The 14412-nt window shown below is 44.6% G+C and carries 9 protein-coding genes and 3 pseudogenes; 9 read left to right on the top strand and 3 right to left on the bottom strand.

Going from position 1 to position 14412, the window contains the following annotated elements:
• Positions 1 to 830: 830 nt before the first annotated feature.
• Positions 831 to 1892 carry a LacI family DNA-binding transcriptional regulator gene (locus R7Z78_RS13830; RefSeq protein WP_064377016.1) on the bottom strand — a complete coding sequence of 354 codons (1062 nt, stop codon included), beginning with the start codon at positions 1890 to 1892 and terminating at the stop codon, positions 831 to 833.
• Between the two features lie 231 nt (positions 1893 to 2123).
• Between R7Z78_RS13830 and R7Z78_RS13825 the strand changes: the two genes are divergently transcribed.
• The 7 genes and pseudogenes from R7Z78_RS13825 to R7Z78_RS13795 all read left to right on the top strand — a co-directional run.
• Positions 2124 to 4226, top strand: a complete 2103-nt coding sequence (locus R7Z78_RS13825; protein ID WP_169644327.1) for an alpha-galactosidase — start codon at positions 2124 to 2126, stop codon at positions 4224 to 4226.
• Between the two features lie 130 nt (positions 4227 to 4356).
• Entirely contained in the window at positions 4357 to 6078 is a 1722-nt protein-coding gene (locus R7Z78_RS13820; protein WP_140367273.1) for a solute:sodium symporter family transporter, read from the top strand.
• 129 nt (positions 6079 to 6207) lie between these two features.
• A complete protein-coding gene (galE, locus tag R7Z78_RS13815; RefSeq protein ID WP_169644325.1) occupies positions 6208 to 7218 on the top strand; it encodes a UDP-glucose 4-epimerase GalE in 1011 nt (336 codons plus the stop codon).
• A gap of 83 nt (positions 7219 to 7301) precedes the next feature.
• Positions 7302 to 8354 (top strand): UDP-glucose--hexose-1-phosphate uridylyltransferase, encoded by a 1053-nt coding sequence (locus tag R7Z78_RS13810; RefSeq protein ID WP_140367271.1) that lies wholly within the window; start codon positions 7302 to 7304, stop codon positions 8352 to 8354.
• A 112-nt stretch (positions 8355 to 8466) separates the two neighbouring features.
• On the top strand, positions 8467 to 9627 hold the full coding sequence (galK, locus tag R7Z78_RS13805) for a galactokinase (RefSeq protein WP_169644324.1): 1161 nt from the start codon (positions 8467 to 8469) through the stop codon (positions 9625 to 9627).
• Positions 9628 to 9828: 201 nt separating this feature from the next.
• Positions 9829 to 9996: pseudogene (locus tag R7Z78_RS13800) on the top strand (IS256 family transposase); the annotation flags it as partial.
• A 72-nt stretch (positions 9997 to 10068) separates the two neighbouring features.
• A pseudogene (locus R7Z78_RS13795) lies at positions 10069 to 10424 on the top strand (transposase); the annotation flags it as partial.
• Between the two features lie 35 nt (positions 10425 to 10459).
• On the opposite strand, the pseudogene R7Z78_RS13790 reads toward R7Z78_RS13795, so the two are convergent.
• Both R7Z78_RS13790 and R7Z78_RS13785 read right to left on the bottom strand, forming a co-directional pair.
• Positions 10460 to 11682: pseudogene (locus R7Z78_RS13790) on the bottom strand (tyrosine-type recombinase/integrase).
• Between the two features lie 170 nt (positions 11683 to 11852).
• Positions 11853 to 12719 carry a YicC/YloC family endoribonuclease gene (locus R7Z78_RS13785; RefSeq protein WP_005384776.1) on the bottom strand — a complete coding sequence of 289 codons (867 nt, stop codon included), beginning with the start codon at positions 12717 to 12719 and terminating at the stop codon, positions 11853 to 11855.
• 184 nt (positions 12720 to 12903) lie between these two features.
• Between R7Z78_RS13785 and rph the strand changes: the two genes are divergently transcribed.
• Together rph and pyrE are read left to right on the top strand one after the other, a co-directional pair.
• Positions 12904 to 13620: a ribonuclease PH gene (gene rph, locus R7Z78_RS13780; RefSeq protein ID WP_031780917.1), complete on the top strand. Its 717-nt coding sequence runs from the start codon at positions 12904 to 12906 to the stop codon at positions 13618 to 13620.
• A 104-nt stretch (positions 13621 to 13724) separates the two neighbouring features.
• The gene (gene pyrE / locus R7Z78_RS13775) at positions 13725 to 14366 is read left to right on the top strand and encodes an orotate phosphoribosyltransferase (protein WP_026000307.1); all 642 of its coding nucleotides are present in this window, start codon (positions 13725 to 13727) and stop codon (positions 14364 to 14366) included.
• The last annotated feature ends 46 nt before the right edge of the window (positions 14367 to 14412 follow it).

Here is a 14412-nt window from a genome sequence, read left to right as displayed (position 1 = left end):
TCTCAACCTTTCAGTTTCATAACTTCTAAATCAATTGTAGATAGATCAATCAACCTTTTCAAAAAACTGGTTATGACTAGTACATAAAGTGGTAAATGTCGTAGTAATTACTGGATTTCCTTCCTTTAGCACTGAATAAACGTCAATACTGTCTATCTGCGTGTATTTGAGGTAGTCATCTGTGAATTTTCTACTTCGACGTACAAAGACATGAGCTGACTATTTTAAATTGCTCAAGTGCCTATTAATTCAACATGTCAAAATCAAGATTTAAGCAAACCAGTTCGAACCTTTTGGGGAAGGTTTTCTTAATCAAAGTAAGGGTAAAAAACTGGTTGTAACTCATGGTTTGACCCTGCTACCACTGATTTATAATTTACTGGGTGTCAATAGGGAGCTTAGTGGATTTTGAGCTGTATGTAGTGAAAGTTAGACGTACGGCTCTCAGGAGGGAGATCTGATAACAGGTGTTGCTTATCCGACAAAATCAACTTGTTATAGTAGTATGATTAATTTCTCAATAAATGTAGATGAGATCAAATGAAGCTCTGTTCACATTCGATGAGTCAATCAGTATCACTAAATTAACCCATTAGAATGAATCCAGTTGCTAGCCTTGCAAGATAGGAACGTTGGCACTTACCATTTGAGTAAATTGAAAAAGAGTAAGTCTACGATAATGATACAATCGAGGTACTGTATAAGGTTGGTAGCAAGCTGTCCAAGAGGGCGCGCTTCCACTCTAGTGGCTCGGTCCGCTCTCTGTACGTTTGTCCGAGCTTTTTCTCAACATAAAAACACTGCTAGGTGGTTCTTCATAAAAATTTTATCTACGGCAGTAGGCGACGAATATTTTCAAGACAAGCGAGAACCTCTTGTTTGTCATATAAAGAATCTGCTTTTTCACTTGTACTTTGTCTGATGACTAAATTGACAGGCAGCACCTCAGAGATTGTTCCCTCTGGTTTTTCCATTTGGCTGAGCATTAATTTAACGGCTTTACGGCCCAATTGGTCGAAGTCTTGTTTGATCGTGGTTAAAGGTGGTGAAAAATATTGACTGTCCTGAATACCATCAAATCCAATGACAGAAACCGTCTTTGGCACATTGATGCCTGCTTCTGACAGAGCGCATAAAACACCGAGTGCCATTTGATCATTGGCGACTAATACCGCATCAAAGTCTATACCTTTTAGCACAAGGTCTTTAATCGCTTTGTGGCCACTAGCTGCTTGCCAATCACCTTCATAACAAGCAACTTCTTTGGCTCCATGTTTTTGGAGTTGTGTTTGCCACGCGTCGTAACGAATTTTAGAGGCGGTCGATTCAGATGGGCCAGAAATACACACGAAGGAATCGCGTTTTTGTTCAATCAAATGTAATACCGCCAAGTTCGCTCCTGTATGATGATCACACCTAACATGATTGACAGGGGTCCCTTCAGGAACATCAATGAATACTAATGTTAGTTGGCTGAACTGCTCAATCAGACACTGTGCTATGTCTTGATTTACGGGGGCATTGATAATAATAGCATCGACTTGTTGTGCAATAAGCTCTCGAATCGCATCGCGAAATTCATCAATAGAGTTGTTTGCTAACACGGTTAACGCTGTCCCGTAGCCCATCTCATGCGCTTGGTTGCGAATTCCGTTGGCAATCAGAGCCACACCGTGCAGAGAGATATCCAAGGAAACAATGCCGATGATCCGAGACTTAGCTCGGCTCAGCATTTGTGCACCTTTGTTTGGTACATAGCCAAGCTTTTTTATCGCATCGTTGACTCGTTTTCGCGTTGCTTCCGCGACGTTATCTGCGCCATTGGTTACGCGGGATACGGTTTGAGTTGAGACCCCAGCTAACCGCGCAACATCTTTAAACGTGACTGCCATTGCATTCTCCTATCCAGATTTTCGATTCATTCTACCAGGTTCATTCAAATGTTCTCGTGATTGATGTCGTAAAAACATGAGTAAATGTTTTCGGAAACACAAGATCGACTACACAAAAAACACCCTATTAAAATGATCTTAATCACACTAATTAGGCTTTTTTGTCGCAATGGAACTGAATAAGCGCATCATTACTTATAGATTAAATGTTTGCGAAAACATAGAAGCAGTATGCAAAAGTTTGTTCACTTAAAATCTAAGAATCACAGCATGATCATTAAAGTAGATCGTGTTCCTGAAATCCTTCATTGGGGAGCGAAAATTGCTCAGATTGACCCTGATTTAATCCTCTCGACCGAGCGTCCTATCTCTCAGGCTCGCCTTGATGTCGACGTGCCGTTATCACTATGTCCAGAGCTTGGTAGTGGTCACTTTAATGCGCCTGGTATTGAAGGACACCGAAATGGCGATGATTGGGCGCCCGTGTTCATAACCAAATCTATCGAGCAAAATGATGGTAGTGCAACATTTATACTTCAAGACGACATCGCTGGGCTTGAGTTGGTCATTGAGCTGCACCTTGACTTCAATAGCGACGTGGTGCAAAAACGCATCTCAATAAAGAACATCGCGTCAAGCGAGTATTGTTTAGATAAGCTTTCGTCCACTTTACCGTTGCCTAATCATGCCAACGAACTAATGACATTTCACGGACGTTGGTGTCATGAATTTCAAACTCAACGTTTGCGCTTTGAACATGGTGGCTTTATGCAAGAAAACCGCCGTGGCCGAACCTCTCATGAAAATTTCCCTGGTCTGTTCGCTGGCACGAATGGCTTTAGCGAGCAGTTGGGTCACGTATGGGGCTTTCACCTTGGTTGGAGTGGTAATCATCAACTGCGCGCTGATGTTCGTAGTGATGGTCGCCGCTTTGTTCAAGCCGGCGAGTTGTTACTCTCTGGCGAAAAGCGTTTAAAAAGTGGTGAGACATACCAATCCCCGTGGCTTTATGCAACATACAGCAACTCGGGTTTGAACGGTATTTCACAACGATTCCATGAGTTTGTTCGCGCCAATATTATCCAGTTTCCAAGTGGTAACCCCCGCCCGGTTCACTTAAACACATGGGAAGGTATCTATTTTGATCACAACCCTGAGTACATCATGCAGATGGCAACCGAAGCCGCTGAGATGGGGGTCGAGCGCTTCATTATTGATGATGGTTGGTTCATTGGTCGTGATGGTGAACGTGCCGCGCTTGGTGACTGGTATTTGGATGAAACGAAGTACCCAAATGGTCTTGAACCAGTGATTGAGCACGTAAACAACAAAGGTATGGAATTTGGTCTTTGGGTTGAACCCGAGATGGTCAGCCAAGACTCAAACCTATATCGCCAACACCCCGATTGGGTATTGAGTCTACAAGGCTACCACCAGCCTTCAGGTCGTTGGCAATACGTGTTGGATTTGCAAAACAAAGATTGCTTCAACTACCTGTTTGATCGTTTGAATGATTTACTGACTCGATACAACATTGGGTACCTAAAGTGGGACATGAACCGTGAGCTGGTGCAGCCAGGTCATCAAGGTAAGCCAGCTGTACATGGTCAAACGAAAGCGCTTTATCGTCTGTTAGATGAACTTTATGCGGCACACCCTGAAGTCGAGATTGAGTCTTGCTCTTCAGGTGGTGGTCGTATTGATTTTGAAATCCTTAAACGCACCCATCGCTTCTGGGCTTCTGATTGTAATGATGCGCTCGAACGCCAAGCTATTCAACGTGGTATGAGCTATTTCTTTCCGCCTGAAGTAATGGGTGCACACATTGGCCCTGCGGAATGTCATTCAACTAATCGCCGTCATGCCATCAATATGCGTGGAGTGACGGCGTTAAGTGGTCACATGGGCGTTGAACTCGATCCAGTAAAAGAAAGCGCTGAAGAAAAACAAGCCTTCGCCCATTATATTCAATTGCACAAACAGTATCGCGATTTGCTTCACTCTGGACGTGCTTTCCGTATTGACCCCGCAGATCATAGCCAGAACATCTATGGTGTTGAAAACGGGAAAGAAATGCTGATCACGGTCTGCCAACTGGCCATGCCAAATTACGCGCTACCATCTCCACTTCGGGTGAGTTGCGCAGATGAAAAAGCCAGTTACGAAATCAAGATTGTGGAAATGCCACAGACCAGCTTTCAATTGATGAAACAGCGTCCGAAATGGCTAGACAAAACTCTGACGCTAAGTGGTGATAACTTAAAAGAAATTGGGGTGACGCTTCCAATCCTCGATCCCGAATCAGCGCTTATTGTTCACCTCAAAAAACGTTAAATCTCTATCTGCCTCCTCTGGCGACCAGTTTCAACTTACGTTGCTCCTGATAAAACACTCCTATACTCGCTAGAGGGGCACCCTACAACCAACAAGCAAGTTGAATTGCTTAACTTGTTAAGGAAACAAAATGTCTATTACAGTATTACTTTCGTTTTTGCTGTTTACGGGCTTTGTTGTGGTGTTCACTTACAGCAAAGTTAAAAATGATAAACACACCTCTCAAGATGGTTTCTTCCTTGGAGGACGAAGTTTGACGGGCGGACTGATTGCCAGCTCGCTAATTCTTACCAATTTGAGTGCAACCAGTTTTGTCGGTATGAGTGCTCAAGCCTACACCCACAATATGAGTGTAATGGGGTGGGAAGTTGCCTCTGGCGTTACTCTGGTTGTCATTGCGCTGCTGCTTGTACCGCGTTACCTCAAGCAAGGTATCACCACCATTCCAGATTTCTTAGAAAGCCGTTATGACATGTCGGTGAAGAAGTTCGTTACTTTGTTGTTCTTGTGTCAATACGTCATCAACATTCTTCCTACTACTCTTTACGCTGGCGCAGTGGTACTAGGCGAAATCTTCGATGTACAAGGTTTATTGGGTATTTCTGAATTTAGCTCCATCGCATTGATCTCTGCCACGATAGGTTTGTTAGGTTTCTTTTACGCTATTTATGGTGGTCTAAAAGCTGTCGTTATTGCTGATACCTTCAATGGTGTAGGACTGATTCTTGGTGGCCTAATGATTCCTGTATTTGGCCTGATGGCATTAGGCGGCGGTAACTTTATAGAAGGTTTGGACGTGTTGCTCACTGCCGCACCAGAGAAGCTGCAATCCGTAGGTAAAGAAACGGATCCACTGCCATTTTCTACTCTGTTCACGGGCCTATTATTGGTGAACTTGTATTATTGGGGCACCGACCAATCCATCATTCAGCGTGCGCTTGGCGCAAAGAACCTGAAAGAAGGTCAAAAGGGTGTCATTCTCGCAGGTGCAATTAAGGTTATCTCTCCATTATTCCTCATCATTCCCGGCATCATTGCCTTCCACATGTTTGGCTCTGATGCAGGTAATCCCGACACAATGTATACGCGCTTAGTGAACGAAGTGTTACCCAAGCCTCTTGTTGGCTTCTTTGTTGCGGTTATGTTTGGTGCCATATTAAGTACGTTTAATGGTGTGCTAAACAGTTCTACGACACTATTTGCATTGAACGTTTATAAGCCATTATTTGGTAAAGATAAATCCGATGAAGAGTTAGTCGGTAAGGGGCGCCTATTTGGAGTCATCATTGCCATTATCTCTGTTTGCATTGCACCGTTTATCCTATATGCACCAGAAGGTTTATTCCAATACTTACAAATGGTTGCTGGCTTTTTCAGTGTGCCTATCTTCACCATCGTGTTCGTTGGTTACATTTCAAAACGTGTACCAGCTATTGCAGCCAAAGTTGCACTAACGATATTTGTGAGCTCCTATGCTGCGATGCAATTAATCTTTGACACCCCAATCCACTTCTTACATCAATTAGCGATTTTATTTGTAGTTTGTACTTTATTGATGTTTGCGATTGGTCATTTTATGCCACGTGATACGGATTATGTGATGCCAGTGAATGAAAGCATCGACGTGACGCCATGGTCTTTCCGCTTTGAAGCGTCCGCGGTCATTCTCTATATGGTGTTAGGAGCGTATGTGATGTTTTCGGACGTAGGTTTTGTTTCAAGCGACCCAACGGTCATGCAAGTGTATGGTTTTTGCGGTGTTATCTTAATGCTTGGTGTGACCTTTAACTATTTATTGAAACGTAGGAAAAGCAAACAGGTAACCAAGCTTAATGATATGTACATGCCGTAATCAAACCACACTAATTATTTAATCATTAAAAACGGACAGCAAGTAGATAGATCGGTATGCCCGAATATTGCGCATGACGCAGGTATACCTGATCTAGAGATTTTTACGTTGAAAGGTGGAAAAGTATTTATGTCAGTTCTTGTCACAGGCGGAATGGGGTATATCGGTAGTCACACATGTGTGCAGATGATCAAAGCTGGTATGGAACCAATCATCGTAGACAACCTATGTAATTCCAAAATAGAGGTATTAAATCGTATAGAGGCACTAACAGGGCAGCAACCAGCTTTCTATCAAGGCGACATTCGAGATGAAGCCTTTTTAGACTCAGTATTTAATCAACATGATATTCAAGCTGTGATTCATTTTGCTGGTCTAAAAGCCGTTGGCGAATCCGTTTTAAAACCATTGGAGTATTACGATAACAACGTTAATGGTTCATTAGTGTTGGTGCGCAGTATGCGCAAAGCGGGTGTAAAAAGTATTGTATTTAGCTCATCTGCAACGGTTTATGGTGATCCTAAGGTTGTGCCTATTACGGAAGAGTCACCAACAGGTGCAACCACTAACCCCTATGGTCGCAGCAAATACATGGTGGAAGAGTGTTTGAGTGACCTGTTTCAAGCTGAACAGGATTGGAGTGTGACTTTGTTACGTTACTTCAACCCCGTTGGTGCACACCCATCGGGCACCATGGGCGAAGACCCTGAGGGGATCCCAAACAACTTGATGCCGTTCATCGCTCAAGTCGCAGTTGGTCGCCGCGAAAAACTGTCGGTATTCGGTAGTGATTACTCCACATCAGATGGTACTGGTGTGCGTGACTACATCCACGTGATGGATTTGGCTGACGGTCATATCGCTGCCCTGAAATCGGTCGGCGAAAAAGCCGGTTTGCATGTGTACAACTTAGGCACGGGCAAAGGTTCGAGCGTACTTGAAATGGTCGAAGCGTTCTCAACGGCATGTGGTCATCCAATCCCTTACGAGATTTGTCCTCGGCGCCCTGGAGATATTGCAGAATGTTGGGCCAGTACTACAAAAGCACAAAGAGAGCTCGGTTGGAAAGCGACTCGCAGCATTGCTGAAATGACGGCAGATACGTGGAATTGGCAATCGAGTAATCCTGACGGGTATTAATGTACTCGAAACTTCTTATAAAAAAATTGATGAGTTTGGTGTGTGCCAAATCGAAGACAGACTAAAAAAGATGAGCAAGTAATATGTCAAATATTGAATTCAATCCAATAGATCATCCACATCGCCGTTACAACCCATTAACTGGGCAATGGGTTTTGGTATCTCCACATCGAGCTAAACGTCCTTGGAGTGGGGCTGATGAGAAACCAGAGATTGACGAACAACCAAGTTACGATGAGAAGTGCTTCCTTTGTCCAACTAATGCGCGTATTTCTGGGGATGTAAACCCAGATTACCAAGGTACATACGTATTCCAAAATGACTTCGCAGCGTTGATGGTGGACTCGCCGGATGCACCTAAGTCAGATAATCCGCTATTCAAATCTCAGGGTGTGCGTGGTTTGAGCCGCGTCATCTGTTTCTCGCCTGATCACAGCAAAACCTTACCGGAATTGCCAGTTGATAAAATTCGCGGCGTGATTGATACATGGAATGATCAAATCGAAGAGTTAGGCAAAGACTACATTTGGGTTCAAGCATTCGAAAATAAAGGCGAAACCATGGGTTGTTCTCAGCCTCACCCGCACGGCCAAATCTGGGCGAACAGCTTCTTGCCAAACGAAATTGAGCGCAAAGAGCGCAACTTAAAAGCGTATTACCAAGAACATGGCAGCAACTTGCTGGTGGACTACGTGCAAGCTGAACTCAAAGACGGTTCACGTACAGTGGTTGAAACTGAATATTGGATTGCTGTTGTACCGTACTGGGCTGCATGGCCGTTCGAAACCATGCTTCTTCCAAAAGTACACATACGCCGCATGAGTGAGCTAACTGATGAGCAACGTGATGACCTTGCCGTTGCTATCAAAAAGCTGACGAGTCGTTACGACAATTTATTCCAATGTTCTTTCCCTTACTCGATGGGTTGGCACTATGCGCCATTCTTTGAAGAAGGCACCGATATCGACCATTGGCAATTACATGCGCTGTTCTACCCACCACTACTTCGTAGTGCCACGGTTCGCAAGTTCATGGTGGGATATGAAATGCTCGCAGAAAGTCAACGAGACCTAACCGCGGAACAGGCTGCACAACGTTTACGCGACTTAAGTGATGTGCATTATAAAGAGTCATAAACTCTCGAGAACTATTGATAACGAACAAAATGGGGAGTGCCACCTTGCGATGAAACATGAGGCTCAAAGTACTTCCCCAACACCAAATTTATATCTTAAGAGAAAGCCACCTATGTCTGATTTAATCCAAAATGTTGAAAACTCTTTTGAAGAATTGCTGGGCTATGCACCGAGCCATATTATTCAAGCTCCTGGCCGTGTAAACCTCATTGGTGAGCATACTGACTACAACGATGGTTTTGTGCTGCCATGTGCAATCAATTACCAAACGATAGTCGCTGCGGCGAAACGTGAAGACACCCTAGTACGCGTGGTATCCGTGGATTATGGCAATGCAATTGATGAGTTCGATATCAGTCAAGAGATTGTCTTCCAATCTAACCAAATGTGGGCGAACTATATTCGCGGGGTGGTGAAAAGTCTTCTTTCTCGCGGTTACCAATTTACTGGAGCGGATATTGCGGTTAGTGGTAACGTTCCGCAAGGAGCAGGTTTAAGCTCATCGGCTGCATTGGAAGTGGTGATAGGGCAAACATTTAAAGTACTGTTTAATCTAGAAATCAGCCAAACAGAAATAGCCCTAAATGGTCAGCAAGCAGAGAATGAGTTCGTTGGTTGTAACTGCGGTATCATGGACCAAATGATTTCGGCAGAAGGTCGTGAAAATCACGCAATGTTATTGGATTGCCGTAGTTTAGAAACTGAAGCGGTACCGATGCCAGAGGACATAGCGGTTGTAATAATCAACTCGAACAAAAAACGTGGCTTGGTAGACAGCGAATACAACACGCGTCGTAAGCAATGTGAAGAAGCGGCACGCACGTTTGGTGTGGCAGCGTTACGTGATGTTACTATTGAGCAGTTTGATGAAAAAGTGTCTGAGCTGGATTACATGGTCGCGAAGCGAGCTCGCCACGTGATCACAGAAAATGACCGCACCATTAAAGCAGCGCAAGCACTTCGTGCGCATGACATAAAGCGTATGGGCGAACTTATGGCGGAGTCACATGCGTCAATGCGTGATGACTTTGAAATCACAGTTAAAGAAATCGATACTTTAGTTGAAATTGTGAAAGATACGATTGGTGACCAAGGTGGTGTGCGAATGACTGGCGGTGGTTTTGGTGGCTGTGTTGTTGCTCTGGTTCCTATGCATTTAGTTGAGCGTCTAAAACTCGCCGTTAAAAATAAATACGAGTCCGCAACTGGCCTTAAGGAAGATATATACGTCTGTAGAGCAACCGATGGAGCTGGAATCCTTAAAGGAAAATAAGCTACGGAGCTGCTCATCTTACTTGTGCTTGCTATGCCAGCATATGGAATATGCTGGCATAGCAGAGAAGGAGATGAGTCAAGCAACGGAAACTTGGCGTAGTTGACTTTTAATTAGTCGGAGACTGTCCTGATTTCTGTGTAATTGTCTAAGCTTAAGCCTTAAAAAGGCTTAGGATAAACAACATGGATAAGAAAGCACTTGAAGCTTTTTCTCGTAAAGCTGCCAAATCAATCAAGATCAGAGTCCGATCTTGATGATAACTTTGGCTACGAAAAGCACGCTACTAAACTCAGCCCAAACTCCCGTAATGGCTACTCATCTAAGTCGATTCTCACTGATGATGGCGAGGTTCCTATTGATGTGCTGTGCGACCAAGATGCGAACTTTGAACCCAAGTTGGTTCGTAAGTACCAGACTCGATTCCAGCCCAAGACCAAGACCGAATATGAAGCCTTGTTAGCGCTAGAAATGTTCTCTGATAAATAGGACGTCAAATACCCTCAAATCAACAGTTCCTGGACAGCCCACTGGGATAACCTCAATACCTTGTTTAATTACCCTGAGGACATCAGGAGAGCGATCTACACGACCAACGCTATCGAGTCATTGAACTGTGTGATTAGAAAAGCCATAAAAAACGTAAGCTGTTCCCAACGGATGAATCGGCAAGGAAAGTGATCTTCTTAGCGATCCAGGATGCTTCCAAGAAGTGGACGATGCCCATCAGAAACTGGTTACAAGCCCTGAATCGCTTTATGATTATGTTCGAAGATAGACTGACAGATTATATGTAACCACGGCAGTTACACAGAATTATTTACAGGCTCGTTTAAAGATCTGCAAATTCAGAAATGTGCAGGGCTAGCATATTTAACGCCTCTCTCCGCTCTTCGAAATAATCATGTCGGTCATAAATCCCTTCAACACCTTTTAACTTGTGATTCAAGCACCTTTCGGCCACATGGCCGGGAGTGCCTTGTTGTGCCAATAAAGTGCGGCACGTACGGCGTAGATCATGAACGGTAAAGTGAGGCATATCCCCCATAAGATTCGGCGGCTGTTTCTTTTTACCTGGTTCATGCCCGAATAGTTTGGTAATCGCACGATTAAGCGTATCTGGCCCCATATGTGGATTTTTACTGGATCGGCGACTAGGGAATACATACTCAGAGCCTAAGCTTCTCACTTTCAGTTCTTCAAGCCACTCTAATACTGTTGTCGCTAAAGGGATAGTAAGAGCGACATTGGTTTTGCTGCGTTCTTTTGGGAGTTCCCACACTGCTTTTTCTAAATCAAACTCTTCCCATCTGGCTTCGTACAGCTCGGATTTACGCACACCTAAGCACACTAGTAAGGCGCATGCTAAATAGTTGTCACGGGTAAAGCTCATCGGGTTTTGTTTAGCGGTATTAAAAAACTGCTTGAGTTCTTCGGTAGTTAAGGCTCTATCTCTGCTCTTTTCCACACCGCCAGCATCCCGAACCGTAAATGCAGAAGCAGGGTTACCCTGCATGACGTCGAGCTTCATTCCATGGTTGAACAGTTGTTTACAATAGTTAAGGGCGTCATTCGCGATTGCGGGTTTCCCAGCAGCAGTAATGGCATTAATAGTGGTGCGAATATCACGAGCGTTGACTTGCTCGAGAGGGATATCGCCGATATGAGGGGCAATATCTTTTAAGAAGGCACGTTTCGGAATGTTAGGGTGCTTTAAACGTTTTTCTAGGGATGGGTACCAGTCTGAAAATAAGTCGTTAACGGTTTTTATTTTTTCTTGCTCTGCGCGCTTGCGTTGTATGAGCGGATCAAACCCTTCACGGACTTGTTTCATTTTTTCGGCAGCTAGGAGTCGGGCGTCACGCAAAGATATGTCACTGACTTTGCCGAGTGTCATTTCGCGGCGCTTTTTGTTAGATGTGAAACGTAGCATCCAGCTAGGATAGCCAGAATGGGGAACAACCAAATACAAACCACTACCATCACCATAGCGCTTTGTTTTATCCCACTAGTTTTAATTAATGCTTCCACTTTCTTAACTGTTAACTGAGACATCCTAACCTAACTCCACACCCATTAAATCGGCAGAACCTTACTTTACCCACCACTTTAACCACCATTTGGTGGTGGTTAAAGGTGGTTCTCTATGGGCCTGTATGGAATCTTATTATAGTTAAGTTTTTGATACTTATTGCTTTAAATAACAATACGGAAGAGTGTGGAAATTATTCAATGTTTTGGATCTGCTCACGCATCTGTTCAATTAGAACTTTCAGTTCAACGCCCGATGCGGTGATGTCGGTGCTGATGGATTTCGACGCTAGCGTGTTCGATTCACGGTTGAACTCTTGCATCATGAAATCTAGACGACGACCCACTGCGCCACCTTTTTTCAGAATGTTCGTGGTTTCTTTTACGTGAGAATCAAGACGGTCTAGCTCTTCTGCTACGTCTGATTTCTGTGCCAGAAGGATAAGCTCTTGCTCAACGCGAGATGGGTCTAGTTCTACTTTCGCATCTTCAAATTTAGAGAACAGACGCTCACGTTGCCACTCTAGTATTTCTGGCATGCGTGCGCGCACTTTCACAACTTCTGATGTGATCGCTTCTAGGCGTTGCTCAATCAGCGCCTTCATGTTCTCGCCTTCACGAGCGCGCGCTTCAATAAATTCATCCATTGCGCCATCAAACGCTTCTAGTAGCACTTTATTTACCGCATCCATGTCTTGCTCTGGCGTTTCCATTACCCCCGGCCACTGCATGACTTGAAATGGATTGATTCGGCTCAGTTCACCAGTCATGTGCATGACTTGTTCAGCGGCTTTAATTACCTGACTAGCAAGCGCTTCATTGATGCTAAGCTCACCTTTTGCGGCAGGGTTTGCTTCAAAACGTAGATTACATTCTACTTTGCCTCGCGCTAAGCGCTTACGAAAACGCTCGCGTAAAACGGGCTCTAATCCGCGAAATTGTTCTGGCATGCGGAAGTATGTTTCTAAATAACGCTGGTTCACGCTGCGGATTTCCCATACCGCAGAACCCCAATCGCCTTTTACTTCTTTGCGTGCATACGCTGTCATACTGTAAATCATCGAATTTTCCTGTCTTCATTTTTTGAAAATTACTTCAAGAGTGTATCACGCTGCGTCGATAGGTGCGCGGCATGTATGGATTGTTTATGTTGTGCCAGATGCGTAACCTATGAATCCGGAATCGATTCCGTTATAATCTTCGCCCAACCAAATCGTCTTCTCCTCATATTTAAGGTAGATGCCCATGCGTCCAAACGATCGCAAGGCGGATCAAGTTCGCCCTATCAAAATTACTCGTAACTACACAGCTTACGCTGAAGGGTCAGTGTTAGTTGAGTTCGGTAACACCAAAGTGTTGTGTAATGCGACCGTCGAAGAATCTGTGCCACGTTGGCTAAAAGGTCAAGGTAAAGGCTGGGTTACAGCTGAATACGGCATGCTACCTCGAGCGACACATTCTCGTACTCGTCGTGAAGCGGCAAGTGGAAAGCAAGGCGGCCGTACGATGGAAATTCAGCGTCTTATCGCGCGAAGCCTACGTGCAGTTGTCGATCTAAAAGCCATGGGTGAGTTCATGATCACCGTTGACTGTGACGTTATCCAAGCTGACGGTGGTACGCGTACTGCATCCATCAGCGGCGCAAGTGTTGCAATGGCCGATGCATTCCAACACCTAGTAGATAGCGGCAAGCTAAAAGCGAATCCAATGAAAGGCCACGTAGCGGCAGTTTCTGTCGGCTTGCTAGGCGATGAAGTATTGTGTGATCTTGAATACGTTGAAGATTCAGCGGCAGACACAGACATGAACGTCGTAATGACCGAAGAAGGCAAGATGATTGAAATTCAGGGCACCGCAGAAGGTGAACCGTTCAGTCACGAACAGCTGATGGCATTGCTCGAGTCGGCGAAAGTCGGCATTACGGAAATTGTCGCAGCGCAGAAGGCGGCGTTAGCCAATTGATTTAGATAGCTCCCATTATGGGGGCTATTTTTTTATCTCGACAATAGAGAAATGAATGATTGTCGAGAAGAGACACAAGAAACCAAGGACATAGAGAGAAAATAATGAAAGCATACCAGCGTGAATTTATTGAGTTTGCACTTGAGAAAGAAGTTCTTAAGTTTGGTGAGTTTACTTTGAAATCTGGCCGTAAAAGCCCGTACTTCTTTAACGCTGGTCTTTTCAATACTGGTCGTGACCTAGCGCGTCTTGGTCGTTTTTACGCAGCCGCGCTCGCTGATTCAGGCATTGAGTTTGATGTGCTGTTTGGCCCGGCGTACAAAGGTATCCCAATCGCGACGACAACAGCAGTCGCGCTGGCGGATCATCATGACGTCGACACGCCTTACTGCTTCAACCGTAAAGAAGCGAAAGATCACGGCGAAGGCGGTAACCTTGTAGGCTCTGCGCTTGAAGGTCGCATCATGCTAGTGGATGACGTAATCACAGCAGGTACTGCGATTCGTGAATCGATGGAAATCATTCAAGCAAATGGCGCAGACCTTGCTGGTGTGTTGGTTGCGATTGACCGCCAAGAAAAAGGCAAAGGTGAGTTGTCTGCGATCCAAGAAGTGGAGCGTGACTTTGGTTGTGCAATCATCTCAATCGTTAGCCTGACTGACCTTGTGACTTTCCTTGAAGAGAAAGGCACAGACAAAGAGCATCTAGAAGCAGTCAAAGCATACCGCGCAGAATACGGCATTTAATTGGTTACTTTTTCTGAAAAAGTAAAAAGGGCAGATGGATATTCAT

Origin of the sequence: Vibrio sp. 1167 (assembly GCF_033340375.1) — a bacterium.
Taxonomy (GTDB): domain Bacteria; phylum Pseudomonadota; class Gammaproteobacteria; order Enterobacterales; family Vibrionaceae; genus Vibrio; species Vibrio alginolyticus.
The sequence above is the reverse complement of the archived record's forward strand: the minus strand, read 5'-3'. Positions and strand labels throughout refer to the sequence as shown.